We start from the raw sequence: 20285 nt of genomic DNA, 5'->3' as shown, positions 1-20285 counted from the left end.
CCCCCTCACATCCAAGAAAAGCGGCCGAGAATCCGCTTGACACAAGGATTTCGCGAGAGATATAAATCCGTCCTCGCAAAGTTTTCACCACTCCAAATCCTACTTTTTAGGGGACTTCAATATGAACAAATCTGAACTGATCGATGCCATCGCTTCCCAAGCCGACATTTCCAAGGCTGCTGCTGGCCGCGCACTGGACGCCGCCGTCGAAGCCATTACCGGCGCACTGAAGAACGGCGACTCGGTCAGCCTGATCGGTTTCGGCACCTTCTACGTCGGCGAGCGCGCCGCCCGCACCGGTCGCAATCCGCGTACTGGCAAGACCCTGGAAATCAAGGCCGCCAAGTCGCCGAAATTCCGCGCTGGCAAGGGCCTGAAGGACGCCTGCAACTAATCTTCGTTGGCGCACACCAGACGTAACGATGAGCAGCAGTCGTTCTCCACGAACAACAAAGCGAAGTCGTAACGTAGTGCGCTGATGAACAGGGTGCTTAGCTCAGTTGGTAGAGCGTCGCCCTTACAAGGCGAATGTCGGCGGTTCGACCCCGTCAGCACCCACCAAATACAACCTGATGATATTCAGGAAAGTCAAAATAACCCCGCAATGCGGGGTTATTTTTGCCTGCACTATTCAGCCCCCCATCTCCAGCCTACGAAACGCCGAGCAACTGCCCCCCCTCATTAGGCAAATCTAATCACCCGCCCTCCCCTATCATTGGCATCGGGTGCCCGAGGTTACCAACAGGTTTCATGGCATGCCTGACGGCAGCATCGATGAATGGCATACAAGAGCCCACCAAAGGAAAGGCATCATGCGGCATAATCGTGCAATGCTCCCCTTCCAAGCATCTGCTCTGTATTCCGCACCGTTGGCACGATTTGCCAAGGCATTGTTATTAGCGATTACGCTACTTCCCGCATTAGTCAGCAGTGCCGAGCCATTGCGACTTGCCATCAGCGTTCCCGGCCCCAATGCGGCCTCTTACTACCCCGTTGAGTTGATTTCGAAAATTGGCGCCGACAAGGCCGAAGGCGCCGAAGTCAGGGTCGTCTTTTCCCCGGGAGGCCCGGCAGCCATCGATGACGTCATGCACAACAACGTGGATTTTGCAGTGGTCGGTCTGCCGGCTGCCATGTCGGTTCGTCTCAAAGACAAGCGTGTCGTTGCCTTGGCTGCGATCAACGACTTGCCGCTTTACGCCCTGCTTGTTCGCCAGGGGCTGAAAAACGAAGTCAAGAAAATTGCCGATCTCAAAGGGCGAACGATAGGGCTGCATAGCAACTCGACCGCCAACAAAAGTACTTCACAGCAGGTTCTGGAATTAATGTTTCGCCGTGGCGGCGTCCCCCCGGGAAGCTATCACATTGTAGGGATCGGGCGACGCTGGGAGTCTGAATCCCTGATGTTGAAATCGGGTGCAGTCGATGCGGTCATCGGTGATGAACCGCACGCTACCCACATGGTGACGAACAAAATTGCTTTTCCGCTGGTTCACCTCGGCGATACCCAGATGGCGCGTCAATATGCCGGTTCCGGGTTCCTTCGCGGAGCCCTGATCGGAAGATCGGACAAGCTGGAAAAAGACACGACCAAGGCCGAAACCATGGTCCGCATCATCAAGCGAACCTTGAACTGGATTGCCACACACACACCGGAAGAGTTCGTCAGTGCATTGGGGATATCCGATCCCGACGAACGCCAAAAGCTGATTGCCGTACTGAAGAAGTTTCCTCGCCAGTACAGTAAGGACGGTGCGTTTTCAAATCGGCAACTACGCGAAACCGAGATTTTTTTCATCGATTCCCAGGCCGGCAACCCTGCAGCCGAAAATTTCCGCATCGACACCATGGTCGACGCGCGCTGGGTAGGCACCAAGGACTGATCGAGCCAGGCCATGCTGCGCACATTGAACTCCCAACTTGCCTTTCGACTGACCAGTGTCCTGCTGCTAATTCTAGTCAGCCTGAGCATTCTGGGGATATGGACAAAAGAGCAGTTCAACGACAAATTCCGCTCGACCCAACTGGCGAACGCTCGGGAACATTACGCCGCCGTTCTGGCCGATCTGGACCGCCGTTGGGGGCGCGAGTCCTTTAATCTGAAAACTCGCCTCGAAGCACAGAAAATCCTGGCAGATACCGAGCAGAACAAGGAAAAACTCATGGTGTACCTGATTTCCCAGGGCAATAGCATCGAGTTTCCATCCCTCAGAATAGAAACCACGCAAGGCGAGAAAATTGCATCCTACGACTATGCCAGCCATGTCGATACCAGTGTCAGGTTTCTGCCCGGGCAGACCAATACCTGGGCTCAAAATCCCAAGGATGGCACACTGTATCTGGTAATTCGCCAATTTATCTGGCTAGGCAAGGAAAACGGCTACCTGGTGCTATTCAAGCCGATGGACCATGCCCTGCTAACCCATATGACCTATCCAGGTACCCGGCTGAGCCTGTGGTGGAAGGGCAAGGCAGTCGCCTCATCGGATGGCGAGGAAGGCCTGCGCAAAACGGCAGCCCGCTACCCCACCCTGGAATCCAAAGACTCCAATGCCTATCTGACCTGGTTCGGCCCGGAAAGTGAGTCTTCCCCGAAATTGCTGATTGAACCGCTTGGGAGCGAATTGATCAACATGGGAACTATCGCGCGACCGGTGATGCTGACCTTTTTCATTCTGCTCATTGCCATCACCATAGGCTTCTCGGGACTTTGGCTGAGAGCTTCGCGACAAATGGACGCCCTCCTGCAAGCCGAAAAGCGCCACAAAGCCCTCGATAGTATCGATGAACAGGTCATTGAGAGTCTTCGCACGGCGCAGACGGGTCCGGTCAAGACAGCACGGCTAATGGCGCTTTCCATGGAGGAAAGAATGCGAGGAAAAACTCCGGCATCTGCCAGGCACTTCGACACCACGACCACCGATCCAGCATCTTAAATCGTCCCTCCCTGCCCCAGATCGCTCGGCCCGATTCCTGCTTTATTTCTCTGACATCAGTAGATCGTTGCCTGCCAACTTTGCCCGGATTCCCTTCCTGATGACAAAGGCGCTCCGGCACACAAGGTCTTCATTGCGAAAATCAGAAAGTGATTGCAGAACACACGATGCGTCTCAGCATATACCGCCATGCTTTGAGGATAATTCTCGTTATCCTGACAATCCACTCAACACCGACAACCGCCGAAACCAATGAAAAATTGATTCTGGCCCAGCAAAAGGCCAAGTTGGTTGAAACGCTGATCAATGCGCCGGCGATCAGGGCTGCGCAGGATAGCCGGAACACTGAAGTCATTGCACTGATTGCACAAAGCCGACAACTACTCGCCCAAGCCGGAAGCGCAATCGCTCTTGCGAAGGCTGATGAAGCCATCGAGCAACTGGACGAAGCGTTGCGTAACCTCTCCAAGGCCAGCAGTCAGCTAACCGGCGACAAGCTGGGAGCTGGCGGCGCACTGAAGAAACAGTTCGACGAACACGCCCAGCAGATCGAAAGCTACAGGCGAACGCTTCAAGACATGACCAATACGCCGCAAACGGCGGCGGCTGCCCGCCAGTTGATTGTCCGTCTCGACGGCATGACGGCCGAAGCCCGAAAACTGTTCGACAACGGCCAGCAAGACGAAGCCAACAAGCGGATGGCGGCGAGCTACAAACTGGCCGTCGAGGAAATTTCACGCCTGCGCAACGGGCAGGAAGTGATCATGCGCCTTCAGTTCGCGTCGCCCCGCGAAGAATTCGACTACGAACAAAAGCGCTTCTACTCGAACGAAATCCTGGTCGGCATGATGATTCGCGAAGAACGCGCCAGTGGCGAGAGCAGAAAGCAGGTCGACGCCTACCTGCAAGGAGCCAACGCGATCAAGGCTGACGCCTCGAACCGGGCGAGTACCGGAGACTACGCGTCGGCCGTGAAGGAGATGGAGAAGGCCAACCTGCAGTTGAACCGCGCCCTGCAAATGATGGGCGTACCGGTTTTCTGACCGACGGACGGTCAGCCTGAGGCTGTCCGTCCGCTGGCCGAATCGCTACTTCTGCGGCGTGCGAAGATGGGCCACGCCGCCAAAGCTACCCACCCACAGATCGCCCTTCGCCGACGAACCCATGGCAAACACGTTGTTGGCGAACAGGCCATCGGCCGTTGTCAGGGCCTTCGAGAACTTCCCGGTTTCCGGCACGTAGGTGGTCAGGCCGTTGTTGGTGCCAATCCACAGCTTGCCCGAGGCGTCGGTATGCAGCATGAAGACGTGATTGCCGGGCAGACCTTCGGCCGTGGTGTAGTTGACCCAGCGTTTGCCATCGAATCGCGACAAGCCACCGCCCCATGTTCCCGCCCACACCGTACCCTGCTTATCCACTTCGAGCGACACGACATAGTTCGGGTTGTACGCGACATCGACGCCCTGCAGACCCATTTCCTGCTTCTGCTTGGCGTGGTGGGTGGACTGCTTGCCCGGGTCATTCTTGAAGGCGATGGCATCCTTGACCTTGGCGTAAGGCGCCCCGAGGCCCTTGGCGTGATTCCAGTTTTCCCACTTGTTGTTGGCGAAGCGGGCCATGCCCCCTTCGGTCGCTAGCCAGATATCGCCGTTCTTGCCTTCCGCCAGCCCGTAAATCCAATCATTCGGAACGCCGCCCTTGGTGTTCTCCACGGTATAGAGATCCCATTTGCTGCGGTCGTCCAGGTTACCGCCGCGAATACGATTGACGCCTGACCAGGTAGCGATCCAGATATCGCCATTCGACGCGGTAATTACGTCGTAGACGAAGGCGTCGCCGAGCCCTTCGGGAATATTGTAGTTCTTCCACTTGCCGGTTTTTTCTTCGAGCAGCGACAGCCCGCCACCATAGGTGCCAACGGCCAGCATGCCCTTGACCCTGCCGACATAGAACATGCCGTTCGACAACAATCCGTTCCGCGCATCGAAGAGCTTGAAACTATCGTCCTTGGTGTCATAGCGAACCACGCCGCCCGAGGTTCCTACCCAGACTACAGAACCATCGAGATAGATCGACTTGACGTTCTTGTTGCCGACGCGGAAGTGGGTGAACTTGGCTGCCGGGTCGACAGTCACCTTGCCTTCACGCTCCACAGGTTGCTGCGGGATGGCAGGATGAGCCGTGGCGCCGTTAATCGGGGGATGCACGGGCGCCGGCGTATTGGGACCGGCCACCACCACGCCAGCCTGGACGAGGATGGTGATACCGGCGGCGATTGGGCCGAGCTTTTTCAATGGATGGAACATGTTCATTCGTTGCCTTTCTGCTGCATGATCATTGCGGGGCCACGCGAACCACACCGCGTTTCGTACCGGCCCAGATATCTCCGTTCGGAGCGACCGTCACGGCATAAACGTGCGTATCGAACAGGCCATCGGCCTTGCCCAGCGTTTTCCAGGTCTTGCCGTCGTAGCGCGACAACCCCTTGTCGGTGCCGAACCAGAAGACCCCCTTGTCGTCCTGCACCATGGAATAAACGATGTTGCCTGCCAGGCCGTCCTGGGTAGTCAGGTTGGTCCAGCGCTTGCCGTCGTAGCGCGATACGCCGCCCCCCCAGGTACCGGCCCAGATGACGCCATCGGGTGCCGCATGAATGGAGAACACATAGTTCGGGTTGTACGACGACAAACCTTCAACCTGCGTCGTCAGATCGTGCCGCGAACGTGTCCCGAGCCCCGTATTTGCGCTCGCCTGCAGGTTGTTCACGTTCTCGGCACCCAGCCCGTCCTTGTGCGTCCAGGAACGCCAGCGCTTGCCGTCATACATGCTGACGCCGCCTTCGGTTCCAAACCAGACACGCCCATCCTTGTCGACCGACAGGCCATAAACCCACTCGTTGATCAACTCCTTGACGTAGGTTTTCATCTTGCCGGTTTTCACATTGAAGTGATTGACCCCGGCCCAGGTACCGATCCACAGGTTGCCTGCCTTGTCGTTCTCAAAGGAATAAATCCAGTAATCGGCCAATCCGTGCATCGGAAAGTAGGTTTTCCACTTGCCGTCCTTGTAGCGTGATGCACCGCCGGCATTGGTGCCAAACCATTTGTAACCCTCGCTATCGATACCGATGGCGAAAACGTATTCGTTGGCCAGGCCATGCTGACGGGTAAATGTATTACGCGGCTTGCTCGATTTCAGATCAATCTCGTGCGCACCAACGGACGTACCGACCCACAGGCTGTTGGCAGCCTTCTCAACCGTCAATGCCCGGACGTAGACGTTGTCACCGACTTCAAAAGAATCGACAACCCGCACACCGCTCTTTTCCGCCGCCAGCGCCGGCAGGAATGCGCCTTGCACCAGCACCGCAGCAGCACACAACCATAGTTTCAATTTCATCGTAGCGTTCTCACATAAGCCAATACACTCAGAATCTGCGCATCTTGCAGAATTCCAAAAAATGGCGGCATGGTTGTCGGCGCGCGTTTAAATTTGACCACCTGTGCGCGTTGAATTTTGACCAGGTGTGATAGCCACCTGACATAGGTGGGCTTGTGGATAAGTGTAGCTCAGAACAACTGATTTCCGAGCCACGACGAATGCGTTGGGAAAGCCGTGGAGGACGGAGTCCGGAACGGATTTCCCAACGCGGCCTCGATCAGAACGGATCTGCTTCGGGTGGATTTCCCCGCTTGCTCTGCTCCCGCGCCTTGATCCTCGACTTGGCCGTTGCCGTGCTGTGCCGGAAGCGAAACGACTCATTCCCGGTCTCGACGATATGGCAGTGATGCGTCAGCCGGTCGAGCAAGGCAGTGGTCATCTTGGCATCGCCAAAGACGCTCGGCCATTCGGCGAAGGTCAGATTGGTCGTGATCATCACACTGGTGTGCTCGTAGAGTTTCGACAGCAAGTGGAACAGCAAGGCGCCACCGGCCTGACTGAACGGCAAATAGCCCAACTCATCGAGGATGACCAGATCCATGCGCAGCAGCCCCAAGGCAATCCGCCCGGCTTTGCCAGCAGCCTTCTCCTGTTCCAGCGCATTGACCAGATCAACCGTCGAGAAGAAACGCACCCGCTTGCTGTGATGGGTAATGCCCGAGACACCCAGCGCCGTCGCGAGGTGGGTCTTGCCAGTGCCCGTGCCACCAATGAACACGACGTTCTGGGCTTCCTCGGCAAAGGAGAGGTCGGCCAGTTGCCGGATCAGCTTCTGATCCACCTTCGATTGTTCGAAGTCGAATCCGGCCAGATCACGATGTACCGGGAAGCGGGCCGCATGCATCTGATAGCCAATCGAACGCATCACTCGATCAGTATGCTCGGCTTGCAGTAGATGTTCGATCAGCCAACGTGAGGCTTCGACACGGCTGCTACCGTTGGCTGTCAGCTCCTCCCAGGCACCGGCCATGCCGTGCAAACGCAGTTCCTTGAACTCGCTCATCAGCTCACGCATGATCAGTCACCTCGGTACGCAAGCGGTCATAGCGGCCGGTATCGGCAATCGGTACTTCGCTGAGGGTGAGTGGCGTTTCCACCGGTGGCGGCATGGGACCCGACTTCAGGCGGTTGAGCATGTTCTCGATGTGCTCGGCACTGGGTAGGCCGGACTCCAGCACCAGATCGACGGCAACCAGCACCGCTTCCAGATCAAACTGCGAAATTGCCGATAGCACTTTGGCCATCACCCGATCACCACCTTCCCGGCGCAGGAGCAAGCTGCGTAATCGTTGCAATGGCTCCGGCATGTCGGCAAACGGCGCGCCATTTCTCAAGGCCCCTGGCTTGCGTTCGATCAGCGGGATGTAGTGCTGCCAGTCGTAGAGGGTTTGCTGCCGACTGAAGTTGCGGGGATGACTGGCCACCCGAGTATCGTGCGCCACAATGTCGATCCGTTCCGGATAAAGACGCAGGCTGACGGCTTGGCCCACCAGTTCGCACGGTACCGAGTAGCGGTTGCGATCCAGCGTCACCAGGCAGGTGCTCGATACCTTGCCCAAGGTTTCGACGTAGCCATCGAAGGATGCGACCATCGGCATCAGGCTCGGTTGTTCGTGTTCGAGCATCTCGGCCACTGTCAGGTCAGCGTACTCGGGATGACGCAATTCCTGCCACAGCCCCCGGCAGCGCTCGAGCAGCCAGACGTTCAGTTCGGTGAATGAACTGAATCGCTCCTTGCCGGCATCCTGCCAGAGACGGAGCCGACTATCCTGGACGTTCTTCTCGACGACGCCTTTCTCCCAGCCGCTGGCGACATTGCAGAAATCCGGATCAAACAGGTAGTGGGAGGCCATCGCCGAGAAGCGCGAATTGACGATGCGGGATTTGCCTTTCTGCACCTTATCCACGGCCGTCTTCATATTGTCGTAGATGCCGCGCCGGGGAATGCCACCCAGCGCCGCAAACGAGCGGGTATGGGCATCGAACAGCATCTCGTGACCTTGCGTCGGATAGGCTTGAACGACAAAGGCCCGACTGGCGCAGAGTTTCAGATGTGAGGCGAGAATCTTGCGCCAGACCCCGCCAATGACCAGATGCTCTTCGCTCCAGTCGAACTGGAAGGCTTCGCCCAACTCGAAGTGGAGCGGAACGAAGGCTTTACTGACGGCTGCACCGCCATCGGCCCGCCAGCGCCGGATGAATTCGGTGACCCGGCAGTAGGTACCGGTGAATCCGGCGGCCTGCAATTCGCCAAACAGTTTCAGTGCTGTGCGCCGATCCCGTTTCGGACGGCGGGCATCCGCCTCCAGTGCCTTGATCAGGCGCGCCGCATACGGGGCAATCTTGATGTTCGGGTTCTGCCGTTCGTACTTCGGCTCCGCCCCTTCCGGTGTCCGTAACCAACGTTTGACGGTGTTCCGGCTATACCCCGTCTTCCGCGAAATCTCGGACAGCGATAGGCCATCCCGATAAAACAACCGCCGAATCCTTCCCAGATCCTTCATGGTGATCATCTCCTAAAATCCTGCTCAAAAAATGAGCGGACGAGTTAATCACCCTGGTCAATTTTCAGCGCGCACACCCCCACTTTTCTGGTCAGTTTTCAACGAGCGTCAACACAAGGGCATCACCATGGGGCGCGCCTGCCTGAATTGCCATACCAACATCCATGGCTCGAACAACCCGGCCAACGTGGGCAACGAACGGACTTTCCGCCGCTAAACGAGAGACAGACATGAATCACTATCATCGGAAAGCCCCCCTGGCGCTGAAGGCCAGCGTCGCAGCCATGCTGATCGCCTTCTCGAGCGGCATCCTTGCCGCCGACGAAGACCTCGATCCCGAAGTCCTTCGCCTGATCAAGCCGGAAAGCTCGGTCAGCATCGGCCTCGGCTCGGTCAGCGGCGATAGCCAGCGCTACGGGATGTACAACGGGCAACACGACTCAGGGGTATTCGGCATCGGCGCGTTTTCCTTTGTTCGCCGCGACGACACTACCGGCACCTGGCTCCGCGCCATGGGGCGCAACCTCGGCATCCCGCAAGCCGAACTGCGCGTCGAACACGAGCGGCAAGGCCATTGGCAGTACTTCGCCGAGTACGACCAATCGACCCGCTACTCACCCTATACCTTCTATAGCAAGCTGCAGGGCGTCGGGAGCAATTCGCTGACCTACCCGAACACCACGGGCGCACAGGCAGCGAGCAACATCAAGCTGGCCGATATGAACATCGAGCGGCAGAACGTACGCTTGGGAGCCAATTACCTGTTCAGTCCCGAACTGGAGCTCCGGGTCAATTTCCAGAATACCGAAAAGAAAGGGCAGCGCCCCTTCGGACGCGGCACTCCCAGCGTCCAGGAGTTTCTGGTCGAACCCATCGACTGGGCTACCCGCCAGCTCGACCTGGTGCTGAACTACACCGGAAACAAACTGCAGCTTTCCGGCGGCTACTACGGCTCCCTGTTTCAGAACACAAACAACCAGCTGAATATCGCCGGCGGCGATACGGCTCTGCGCTCGGCGGCCAGCCCGAACATTCCGTTTTCCGTCATGTCACTACCGCCGGACAACATTGCTCACCAGATTCATCTGACCGGCGCCTACCAGTTCACCGACAAGACACGCGGCAGCTTCAAGGTGGCGCGGACGCTGGCTTCGCAACGGGATGCCTTTGTGGCCGTCCCCTCCCCGACCGGCGCACCGCCGACAGGAGGGCTCAATATGTCCGGACGCAGCGAACTGGGCGGACGTGTCGACACAACCCAGGTCAATCTCGGCCTGACCTCGCGCCCGACCAGCAACCTCTCCTTGCTAGCCAATGTGCGCTACGAGAATCGCAAGGACAACACGGCGGTTGCCCGTTACATCAATATCACCAGCACGACCTCATCCACCGACGGGTACAACGAACCGCGCTCGCTGAGCACGCTGAATGGGAAATTCGAAGCCAGCTATCGCTTGCCGGCCGGCTATCGCCTTACCGGCGGCATCGACTACGAAGAGAAGGAGCGCTCGGTCAATGGCGTACGTGTCGTCGGTTACCGGGGACGCACCGAGGAAATTTCCGAACGCATCGAAGTGAAGAAGTCGCTTTCCGAAGATCTCAACGGCTCCATCGCCTACATCCACAGCGACCGCAGCGGTTCCAACTACGGCACGCTACAAACCTGGAACGCGACCACCGGTAATTTCAACCCTGGCATCTCCTACTCCAACGGCATGCAACCGATCTACATGGCTGACCGTATCCGCAACAAGGTGCGCCTGTTTGCTGACTGGACACCACTGGAGCCGCTCAACCTCCAACTGGCGGTTGAAGGCGCCGAAGATAACTATGGTACTGGCCGCAACAACCTGGACATCGGCGTTCGCCGAGGCAACGCGCAACTGGTCTCGCTGGATGCCTCATGGACGATCAGCGACCGCTGGCGCCTCAATGGCTGGCTATCGCGCAGCGTAACGCGCATGGACCAGGCCGATGGTACCAGCGTCGCCAACTTGTGGACCGCCTCGCTGACCAACCGCACCGATACCGTCGGTGTCGGTCTGCGCGGCCAGTTAACCGGGACCATCGATATCGGAGCCGATGCCATACTCGGTCGCGACACCAGCGAGTACAAGCAAGGTGCTGCGGCGGCCAATTCACAGATTCCCGACATCCGCTACGACCAGACGACGCTCAAGCTCTTCGGTCGCTACGCACTTGACAGGGATAGCAATGTCCGGCTCGACCTCGTCCTCGACCACCGCAAGACGAACGACTGGACCTGGAATGGCACGGGCTCGTCCGGAGCCTACATTTACACCGATGGTAGCTGGATCTACCAGGACCCGAACCAGAAGATCCACTTCGTCGGCCTGACCTACAACTTCGCCTTCCGTTAATTCAATGAACCCTTTCAACGCCATGGCTGAGTACCCCCCCTTACGCAGCCTGTACAACGTCAAGATCTGGATACGCCTGGTTGTCTCGATCGCCGCTATGCTCAGCCTGGCGTGGGGCAGCATCATCCATTGGACAGCCTATCAGCAGCGCAACATGGTGATCCATCAGGCACGCGACCTGGCGACGAGCGTCAATCAGATGACCATGGCCAACCTGCTGTTCATGAAGGTAACCAAGACCATCAAGAAACGCCATATCTACTACGATCAGGTTCGCCAATCGGAAGCGATCAAGGATCTGCGTGTCCTGCGCGGCGAGCTGGTCATTCACGAGATGGGCGATGGCGACGAAATCGCCATGAATCCGAATGAACTGGAAAAACAGGTCATGGCGAGCGGGAAAACCCTGTTCCAGGAAGCTCACGACCCCAAGCACGGTCATGTCCTGATCGCCATCTTCCCGGCCATCGCATCAAAGAATTATCTCGGACGCGACTGCATGGAGTGTCACGAAGAGGTCAAGGATGGCAACATTCTCGGCGCGGTATCGATGAAGGTGTCGCTGGAGGATCTTGACGAGTCTGTCGCCGAATCCCGCATGGGCATGCTCATGGCGACGCTGATGATCTCGGTTCCGCTGCTGCTGTTCGTGTTCATCTTCGTGCGCAGCTTCGTCACCATTCCGCTGGCGGCCATGGCACATAACCTGAAAGGCATCGCCAGCGGCGAGGGCGATCTGCGCAGCCGCCTGCCGATCAAGGGCAAGGATGAAGTCGGCGAAGCATCAACCGCCTTCAATGCAATGATGGAAAAACTGCAGACCCTGATTGCACAGATCAACTGCATCGCATCGCGGGTGGCGAATTCGGCCGGTGAATTGCGCTCACGGACCGACAATGTGGCCAAGGGTTCGGAAGCCCAGGCCCGTGAGTCGGAAAATGCCGCCTCGGCACTTGATGAGATTGCCACTGCCGTGGTCAGTGTCAACCAGTCCTGCGCCCAGGTGCATCAACTGACGCTGGAGAGCCAGAAGCAGACGCACGAGGGACAAGCCAGCCTGCAACAACTTCAACACCAGATTAAGCTGGTCGAGAACGCAGTCGGCAACATCGCCGAGAAAGTCGAAAGCTTCGTCACCAGCACCCACTCCATTACCAAGATGACACAGGAGGTCAAGGACATTGCCGACCAGACCAACCTGCTCGCCCTCAATGCAGCCATCGAAGCGGCGCGTGCCGGAGAGACGGGGCGTGGCTTCGCTGTCGTCGCCGATGAAGTCCGCAAGCTGGCAGAAAAATCGAACCGCTCCGCTGTCGAGATCGACAAGCTGACCACCGCGCTGGGCAACGAATCGGGGCAGGTGCGCAATGCCCTCGCCAGTGGGCTGGAAGTGCTGGCAGCCAGCCATGGCTCCATGTCTGCGGTGGCCAACGTCCTCGACAACGCCGCGGCCACCGTCAATCAGGTCGCCAAGGGTATGACAGAGGTAAACGATGCAACCGAGCAGCAACAACAGGCCTCCGGCCTCGTTTCCGCCCAGGTGGACGCGATTGCCAGCCTGGCGCGGGAAAACGGCAACGCCATCCAGGCCATGAACGAATCGATGCAGGAACTCAACCAGCTTGCCCATACGCTCGAACACGAGCTCAGCCGCTTCAAAATCTGATCAGGATCTCCTTTGACCAACAAACTGGAGCCCATCGAACGACGCAAGCGCCGCGACCCCGAAATCAAGGTCTGGGACCGTTTCGTTCGCGTACATCATTGGTTGCTCGTTCTTGCCTTTGCGACGGCCTATCTCGAATACAAGAAGTTCCCTCTGCATCCCTATGCGGGCTACCTGATCAGCATCCTGATCACCGCCCGCATCGTGTGGGGTTTTGTCAGCAAGGGTGCCGCACGCTTTTCAGCCTTTTCGTACCGGCCAGACGAAATGCTTGCTTACTGTCGCGATGCCCTGGCCGGCAAGGCCAGCTATTACTACAGCCACAATCCGATGGGGGCAGCCATGGTGTACGCCCTCCTCGCCACGCTCTTCGTTACCTGCCTTCTCGGCTTGCTCTCCTACAGCGCCAGCCAACAACTCGGGCCTTTCGGCGCGCTGATTCCCGATACCTGGGAAGACAAGCTGATCGGCGCCCACACCTTGGGTGGGCATCTCCTTGCCATTCTGGTTGCCTGCCACCTCGGCGGCGTCATCTGGGCTGCATGGCTGCATCGAGAGAACTACGTGCTCGCCATGTTGACCGGGCTCCGTCGGATTCCCCGGGCGATTCCGCTCCCCCCCGGCGCCAAGCACCCCGAAAAGCCGGGAACGGCGCCGGCCTTCATCAGGACTCTGGTCGTCTGGCTCAATTTCAAGCGGCCATTCGTCGGCACGCTGCTCCTGATGTTGCTCATCATCTGCTTACTGGTACTGCCGGTCATTCACTTTCTCGTCGGCATCAACAAGATGCTGCCTGCCTACTGAGCATCATTTTCCGGGTGGCCTACGTCTTGCTATTACTTTAGTTATGGCAACCGAATTGGGAAATCCGATGCACAATCCACAGAGCACTCCCGCCAACTCAAATGTTGATCACCTTGGCGACTACGTCGCAAATGTCAGCAAACTACACGGGAAGCTAGCCGTCATCGCGGCCAACCAACGCAGCGCCGAACGCAGCCTCGGGCGCGCCGCAGCCGCGCTTCGTTCAATCGGTGCGTTGCACCGCCACCAACAAGACTCAGCTTCGGGAAACGGGCGTCCCATCATTGGGAATACCGACAAGGTGCCCCGCTAAGGAATTCCCATGACCGAACATGACAGCAACACCCCAATCTTTTGGAACGAATCCCTGAGTGTCGGCGAACCGACACTCGACAAGCATCATCAACACCTTGCCCACCTGATCAATCAGTTGGGCGGCAGAGACTCCGACAATCTGAAATCCGAACAGATGGTCGACATCCTCTCGGCACTCGTCAAATACGCCGAATATCACTTCAAACATGAAGAAGAACTGATGGCGGAAGCGGCCTACGACCATCTCGAATCCCATCGCCAGGAGCACCTCCACTTCTGCGAAGTGGTCGCTGAAATCTGCTATGGCGCGACACTGGGCGTCATCAGTGCCAAGGAACTGTTCAGCTACCTGACCCGCTGGTGGCGCAACCACATCCTGCTTGAAGACATGAAATACAAGCCCAGCCTACAAGCACTCTTCGAGGTCAGCTGATGATCCGGAATACCCTGCTCGGCCTCCTCGTCTGCTGCATGGCATTTACCGCCACCGCCCAAACCATGGTTCCCAAACTCGACCAGGAAGGGCGCAAGGGAGAGGTTGCCAGACTAGCCCGGCAAAAGGCGCAGGAGCGCTTCAACGCGGCGGATTCCGACAAGGATGGCCGCCTATCCCCACAGGAAGCCGCCAACGACTCCCACTATCTGGCCGAAAAATTCTCCGAACGCGACACCAACCACGACGGTTTTCTGAGCTGGGAAGAATACGTCGGTCATAACCGCTGGGAAAAGTGATGTACCGCAGAGCGCCACCCAAAACCAGAATCAAAGTCTCACTGCAGACCCGGGGACATACACCTGCCGATGTTCAGGGCACATGGAGCAATGCCGACATCGAACAGACTGCCCACGCCATCTCGGCACTTGCCCATCCTCTCAGGCTGTCGATCGTCGCTCTGCTCGCCCAAGGCGAACGCTCGGTAAGTGAGCTCTGCGAACAACTCTGGAGTTCCCAGCCCAACATTTCGCACCATCTGTGGATCCTGCACAGCCGCAACCTCATCTCCGCCCGCAAGGACGCCAGCCGCATGTTCTACGCTCTGACCGACAGACGCCTGGGCGCGCTGGCCACGATGATTCCCATGCAAGGCAGCTAACATCGGGGCTGGGGGTGTCCCCTTCGCGCACCACCAATCCATTTCCTGTTTCCAAGACCCTCATCATCATGCACACGCACGCCACGGCAGCCGCCATCTCCCTCTATGCCCCCAAACTATGGTCCGTCGAGGAAACGCTGGAATTGTTCGAAAAACCGTTCATGGATCTGCTCTGGCACGCCCAGCAGGTGCATCGCGAACACTTTGACGCCAATCGCGTACAACGCTCAGCCCTCTTTTCGATCAAGACCGGCGGCTGCTCGGAAGACTGCAAATACTGCTCGCAATCAGCGCGGCACGATACCGTCGTCGAACGCGAACCGCTCAAGCCGCTCCCCGTCGTACTCGCCGCCGCCCGCGCCGCCAAGGAAAAAGGCGCATCGCGCTTCTGCATGGGCGCCGCCTGGCGCAACCCGAAAGACAAGGATCTCGATGCCGTGATCGAGATGGTGTCCGCGGTCAAGGCGCTGGGGCTGGAAACCTGCCTCACCCTCGGCATGCTCAAGCCCGGCCAGGCCGAGCGCCTCAAGGAAGCCGGGCTCGACTTCTACAACCACAACCTGGATACCGCACCCGAGTACTACGCGGAAATCGTATCGACTCACTGTTACCAAGACCGCCTGGACACCATCGACCAGGTTCGCGCAGCCGGCATCAGGATCTGCTCTGGCGGCATCGTCGGCATGGGGGAAACACGCCGCCATCGTGCCGGCCTGCTGGTGCAATTCGCCAACATGCTGACTCCGCCCGCCTCCCTCCCGATCAACCACCTGGTCGCCATTCCGGGCAGCCCTTTTGCGCAATTACCCAAACTCGACAATTTCGAATTCATCCGGACCATTGCCGTCGCCCGCATCCTGATGCCGAAATCCTTCGTCCGCCTCTCGGCAGGCCGCCAGGAAATGAGCGACGAACAGCAGGCGCTGTGCTTCCTGGCCGGCGCCAATTCGGTTTTCTACGGTGACGAAATGCTGACGACAGAGAACAGCGCTCCAGCCCGCGACGACGCCCTTTTCGCGCGGCTCGGGATCAGCGCGAACTAAGCCGCGCCGCAAATCAGTCAACTCAACTTGCGCCCCCCTCATCAACGCTCATTCTTAAGCATGAGAATCGCGCTCACATAGATTTACACGCGTCCCACGCCGGGAACAATCTTTTCATTCGGCAAGCCAGGTGATTTTCCCAGCCAGCCACATACCGGGAGAAATCACACGATGGCTTGCCATGTCAAACTCAGACTATCCACACTGGCCGTACTGGCGGCCGTAGGCGCACCCACCGCCCAGGCCGATGACCAGCTGTTGAAACCGATCACGGTCCACGAGCAGGCCGAACGGGCTGACGGGCCAATAACGGGGTACCGCGCCACCCGCTCGGCCACCTTCACAAAGACCGACACGCCGCTCAAGGAAGTCCCCGCTTCCGTCACCGTCGTGCCTGCCGACCTGATCAAGGACCAAGCGATGCAGAGCATGGCCGACGTCCTGCGCTACGTTCCCGGCGCCAGCGTCCACCAGGGCGAAGGCAACCGCGATCAGGTCGTTCTGCGCGGCAACAGCACGACCGCCGATTTCTTCATCGATGGCATCCGCGACGATGCCCAGATTTTCCGCGACCTCTACAACCTCGAGCGCGTCGAAATCCTCAAGGGTCCGGGCGGCATGGCCTTCGGCCGCGGCGGTGCCGGCGGCGTCGTTAACCGCGTGACCAAGAAACCGGTCTTCGGCCATGTCGGCGAGTTCGCCCTGACGCTCGGCAGCTACAACCAGCGCCGCACCACCCTTGATGTCGGCGAGAAAGTGGCTGACGGCGCAGCCGTGCGCATGAACGCGATGTTCGAAGAAGCCGGCAGCTTCCGCCACGACGCCGATCTGCGCCGCTACGCCATCAACCCAACGCTCACCCTGCTCCTCGGGCCGGCCACCTCACTGACGCTCTCCTATGAACACGTGAAGGATGATCGCACGGCCGACCGCGGGCTTCCCTCGCAATTCGGCATGCCCTTCCAGACAGACAACGCGCGTTTCTTCGGCAATGCCGAGCAGAGCACTGCACGTTCGACGGTAGACAGCTTCGCCGCCACGCTGGAGCACAATCTGGGCGACGGCGCCCAGCTCAGGAACAGCTTCCGCGTTACCCATTACGACAAGTTCTATCAGAACATCTATCCCGGCAGCGCCGTCAGCGGCAGCAATACGATGTCGATTTCGGCCTACAACAATTCGAATGACCGGAGCAATATCTTCAACCAAACCGACCTGACGACGAGCTTCACCACCGGCGGCCTGCAGCACACCCTGCTCACCGGCCTGGAGGTCGGTCACCAGGACAGCTGGAACCAGCGCAAGACTGGCTATTTTGGTGCCGCAGCCGGCACCATCGGCAGCATTTCCGCGACCAACCCGACGGCTACGGCCACCCGTTTCGATTTCCGCACCACCGATGCCAACAACTACGTCAGCTCCGATACCGCGGCAGTCTACGTACAGGACCAGATCAGCCTCTCCGCCAACTGGAAGGTGCTCGCCGGCCTGCGCTACGACTACTTTAAGGTAGGTTTCGACGATCGCCGCACCACCACCGCCCAAACCGACCTGCAGCGCACGGACAAGCAGATCAGCCCTCGCCTCGGCCTGATCTGGAGCCCGACTCGCTGGTCGACCTACTACGCCAGCTACAGCTACGCATTTCTCCCCTCCGGGGAACAGCTCGGCCTCGCCACATCGACCGCCGACCTGGCTCCCGAAAAGTCGACCAATTACGAACTTGGCGCACGCTGGGACCTGATGCCGAGGCTGTCCATGTCGCTGGGCGCCTTCCAGCTCGACAAGGATGACGTCCGTTCGAAAGACCCGTCCGGCAGCGGCCGCTTCGTGAAGACGGGCCAGCAGCGGACGACCGGCGTCGAAATCGGCCTGCAGGGCGATGTGACCCGAAACTGGCAGGTTTATGCCGGTTACGCCAACCTCAACGCCCGTGTGACCAAGGCACTGAGCACCGGAACCGATGCCGGTGCCGACGCAATCCCTGTCGGGCGCAAGATCGGCCTGGTCCCCGAAAACATGTTCTCGCTGTGGAACCGCATCAATCTGAGCGAACAGTGGGGTGCCGGCCTGGGCATCATCCACCAGTCGTCGTCGTACGCTTCGATCAGCAACAGCGTCAAGCTGCCCGGCTTCACCCGGGTCGATGGGGCGCTGTACTACACCGTCAAGGAACTGAAGAGCCGCCTCGCACTCAACGTGGAGAACCTGTTCGACAAGAACTACTACCCCACCGCCGACGGCGACAACAACATCTCCCCGGGCGCCCCGCGTACCGTTCGCCTGACCATGAACACCAGCTTCTAAGCGACCTTTCATTTCCAGGTCTGCGCCCGACTGCCGCTTCATCCGAAGCGATTTTCCCCGGGAAAAATCCTGAACCCCGCCCACCCGGCGGGGTTTTGCTTGATAATCCTGTCATGAACATCTCAGCCGCCACCACCGATCCGGACAAGACCGGAAACGAACTCAAGGCTCAGCGCTTCCAGATGTTGGCGGATATCGCCAGGGAGCTGTCCGGCGAAGTCGTATTCCCGACCTATTTCGATGCGGTTCTTCGCTTGCGCAAGGTATTGAACGACCCTAACCAGAGCGTCGCCAACATCGCGCACGCCGTGTTGGCCGAGCCGCTGATTTCCGCCAAACTGCTCCATCTTGCCAATTCAGTCGCCTACAATCCTGAAGGCAAGAACATCGTCGACCTTAAATCGGCCATTGTCCGTCTCGGCCTGAGCGTCGTCCATACGGCAGCACTCTCCATCGTCATGACCCAGCTGATGCGCGCCAAGGGCATGGCCGAGTTTGCCGACACGACCCATTCTTTATGGGAACATTCGATACAGACTGCCGCCGCCGCCCACGTGCTGGCTCGGGAAAACAGCCGGATCAACTGTGACGAGGCCATGCTGGCCGGCCTGATCCACGACTTGGGCGCGTTCTACATGCTTTATCGGGCATCGCAATACGACGAATTACGCCATCGCCCGGACACCATCAAGTACCTGATTGTGCAATGGCATGAAAGCATCGGCGTTTCGCTTCTCAACGCCCTGGGTTTGCCGGAAGAAATCGTCGAGGCGACGATAGACCATGACCACCTGCGTAACCAACCATCGACCATCCGCACGCTGTCGGACGTCATCTACGTCGCCAATATGCTGAGCGGCGGACATATCGAATGGGTGATGCAAGATCAATCAGGAACATCGGACGCCATCACCCAGCTGGAACAACAGTACTGCAACCTCCGGCCGGCAATCGACGCCCTGGCCACCGAACTGCGCGGCAGCCTCAAATAAACGGGGCTCAGCCCTTTCGCCCGTGACCGGTCTTGACCTGGGTCGACGCCAGAATACCGCGCAGGATGTTGATTTCGTCGCGTTCCAGCCGGGCGCGCCCGAACAAACGACGCAGCTTGGGCAACAGCCTGCCCGGCTGCTCCGGGTTGAAGAACCCCGTATCGGTCATGACGCGCTCGAGGTGCGCGTACAAGCCTTCGATCTCGTCGTTGGTCGCCGCCGGCGAAGCAAACGGCGTCGCAACCTGGGCGCTCACAGGCGGCTTCTCACCGAAGGCGGCCATGCGGCATTCGTAACACAACACCTGAACGGCCGACCCCAGATTCAATGAACTGAAGCCCGGGTTGGTCGGGATCGTGACGGCCGCCTGGCAATGCAGGATTTCCTCGTTGGACAGGCCGACCGTCTCGTTGCCGAAGACCAGCGCCACATCGCCCTCCGCAGCCTCGGCCAGCAAACGCCCCACGGTTTCCCGAGGCGCGCCCAGCACAGGGCCGATATCGCGTTGACGCGCCGAAAGCGCAACGGCAAACGACGCACCAGCCAAGGCTTCGCCCAGCGACGAAAGCACGTTCGCTGCCGCCAGTACGTCGATTGCACCTGTCGCCCGCGTATCCGCCTCAGGATCGGGAAACTGCTTCGGCTCGACCAGATAGAGGCGCGACAGCCCCATGGTTTTCATCGCCCGCGCTGCCGCGCCGATATTTCCGGGATGGCTGGGGCGACAAAGCACGACTCTGATGCGGGAAAGCAGGACTTCCGGGTTCATGGTGTAAAATTCGTTCTTTCAAAATATTTCGGG

Annotated in this window: 18 protein-coding genes and 1 tRNA gene; 14 read left to right on the top strand and 5 right to left on the bottom strand. The window is 58.8% G+C overall.

The window, feature by feature from the left end; all coding sequences use genetic code 11:
- The first annotated feature begins 121 nt into the window (after positions 1-121).
- From AB6Q56_RS05185 to AB6Q56_RS05165, 5 genes are all read left to right on the top strand, one after another.
- Complete coding sequence (locus tag AB6Q56_RS05185) at positions 122-394, top strand: HU family DNA-binding protein (protein ID WP_434516053.1); 273 nt, start codon at positions 122-124, stop codon at positions 392-394.
- Between the two features lie 91 nt (positions 395-485).
- A tRNA-Val gene (locus tag AB6Q56_RS05180) sits at positions 486-561 on the top strand.
- A 194-nt stretch (positions 562-755) separates the two neighbouring features.
- Positions 756-1883, top strand: coding sequence for an ABC transporter substrate-binding protein (locus tag AB6Q56_RS05175; protein WP_434516052.1), 1128 nt, complete (start codon positions 756-758; stop codon positions 1881-1883).
- A 12-nt stretch (positions 1884-1895) separates the two neighbouring features.
- The gene (locus AB6Q56_RS05170) at positions 1896-2936 is read left to right on the top strand and encodes a hypothetical protein (RefSeq protein ID WP_434516051.1); all 1041 of its coding nucleotides are present in this window, start codon (positions 1896-1898) and stop codon (positions 2934-2936) included.
- A gap of 167 nt (positions 2937-3103) precedes the next feature.
- On the top strand, positions 3104-3979 hold the full coding sequence (locus tag AB6Q56_RS05165) for a hypothetical protein (RefSeq protein WP_434516050.1): 876 nt from the start codon (positions 3104-3106) through the stop codon (positions 3977-3979).
- Between the two features lie 45 nt (positions 3980-4024).
- Here AB6Q56_RS05165 and AB6Q56_RS05160 read toward each other — a convergent pair whose 3' ends face one another.
- From AB6Q56_RS05160 to istA, 4 genes are all read right to left on the bottom strand, one after another.
- A complete protein-coding gene (locus AB6Q56_RS05160) occupies positions 4025-5248 on the bottom strand; it encodes a ligand-binding sensor domain-containing protein (protein ID WP_434516049.1) in 1224 nt (407 codons plus the stop codon).
- A 22-nt stretch (positions 5249-5270) separates the two neighbouring features.
- The gene (locus AB6Q56_RS05155) at positions 5271-6335 is read right to left on the bottom strand and encodes a ligand-binding sensor domain-containing protein (RefSeq protein WP_434516048.1); all 1065 of its coding nucleotides are present in this window, start codon (positions 6333-6335) and stop codon (positions 5271-5273) included.
- 259 nt (positions 6336-6594) lie between these two features.
- A complete protein-coding gene (istB, locus tag AB6Q56_RS05150; protein ID WP_434517117.1) occupies positions 6595-7395 on the bottom strand; it encodes an IS21-like element helper ATPase IstB in 801 nt (266 codons plus the stop codon).
- Positions 7385-8881 (bottom strand): IS21 family transposase, encoded by a 1497-nt coding sequence (gene istA / locus AB6Q56_RS05145; protein ID WP_434517118.1) that lies wholly within the window; start codon positions 8879-8881, stop codon positions 7385-7387. The genes istB and istA overlap by 11 nt, the downstream gene beginning before the upstream one ends.
- Before the next feature lie 230 nt (positions 8882-9111).
- Here istA and AB6Q56_RS05140 point away from each other — a divergent pair, with 230 nt between their 5' ends.
- From AB6Q56_RS05140 to AB6Q56_RS05100, 9 genes are all read left to right on the top strand, one after another.
- Positions 9112-11262, top strand: a complete 2151-nt coding sequence (locus tag AB6Q56_RS05140) for an MtrB/PioB family decaheme-associated outer membrane protein (protein WP_434516047.1) — start codon at positions 9112-9114, stop codon at positions 11260-11262.
- A 4-nt stretch (positions 11263-11266) separates the two neighbouring features.
- Positions 11267-12928 (top strand): methyl-accepting chemotaxis protein, encoded by a 1662-nt coding sequence (locus AB6Q56_RS05135; RefSeq protein ID WP_434516046.1) that lies wholly within the window; start codon positions 11267-11269, stop codon positions 12926-12928.
- 12 nt (positions 12929-12940) lie between these two features.
- The gene (locus AB6Q56_RS05130) at positions 12941-13732 is read left to right on the top strand and encodes a cytochrome b/b6 domain-containing protein (RefSeq protein ID WP_434516045.1); all 792 of its coding nucleotides are present in this window, start codon (positions 12941-12943) and stop codon (positions 13730-13732) included.
- Between the two features lie 322 nt (positions 13733-14054).
- Complete coding sequence (locus AB6Q56_RS05125; RefSeq protein WP_434516044.1) at positions 14055-14480, top strand: bacteriohemerythrin; 426 nt, start codon at positions 14055-14057, stop codon at positions 14478-14480.
- Positions 14480-14779 (top strand): hypothetical protein, encoded by a 300-nt coding sequence (locus AB6Q56_RS05120; RefSeq protein ID WP_434516043.1) that lies wholly within the window; start codon positions 14480-14482, stop codon positions 14777-14779. The genes AB6Q56_RS05125 and AB6Q56_RS05120 overlap by 1 nt, the downstream gene beginning before the upstream one ends.
- Positions 14779-15141: an ArsR/SmtB family transcription factor gene (locus AB6Q56_RS05115; RefSeq protein ID WP_434516042.1), complete on the top strand. Its 363-nt coding sequence runs from the start codon at positions 14779-14781 to the stop codon at positions 15139-15141. The genes AB6Q56_RS05120 and AB6Q56_RS05115 overlap by 1 nt, the downstream gene beginning before the upstream one ends.
- 68 nt (positions 15142-15209) lie before the next feature.
- The gene (gene bioB / locus AB6Q56_RS05110; protein ID WP_434517133.1) at positions 15210-16184 is read left to right on the top strand and encodes a biotin synthase BioB; all 975 of its coding nucleotides are present in this window, start codon (positions 15210-15212) and stop codon (positions 16182-16184) included.
- A gap of 171 nt (positions 16185-16355) precedes the next feature.
- Positions 16356-18491: a TonB-dependent receptor gene (locus AB6Q56_RS05105; protein ID WP_434516041.1), complete on the top strand. Its 2136-nt coding sequence runs from the start codon at positions 16356-16358 to the stop codon at positions 18489-18491.
- 113 nt (positions 18492-18604) lie between these two features.
- Positions 18605-19483: an HDOD domain-containing protein gene (locus tag AB6Q56_RS05100; RefSeq protein ID WP_434516040.1), complete on the top strand. Its 879-nt coding sequence runs from the start codon at positions 18605-18607 to the stop codon at positions 19481-19483.
- Between the two features lie 7 nt (positions 19484-19490).
- Here the strand turns inward: AB6Q56_RS05100 and AB6Q56_RS05095 are convergent, their stop codons facing one another.
- Positions 19491-20252 carry an RNA methyltransferase gene (locus AB6Q56_RS05095; protein WP_434516039.1) on the bottom strand — a complete coding sequence of 254 codons (762 nt, stop codon included), beginning with the start codon at positions 20250-20252 and terminating at the stop codon, positions 19491-19493.
- Positions 20253-20285: the final 33 nt, after the last annotated feature.

The sequence above is a fragment of the Dechloromonas sp. ARDL1 genome (assembly GCF_051122455.1).
Classification (GTDB): domain Bacteria; phylum Pseudomonadota; class Gammaproteobacteria; order Burkholderiales; family Rhodocyclaceae; genus Azonexus.
This window is presented reverse-complemented; position numbering and strand designations above follow the sequence as displayed.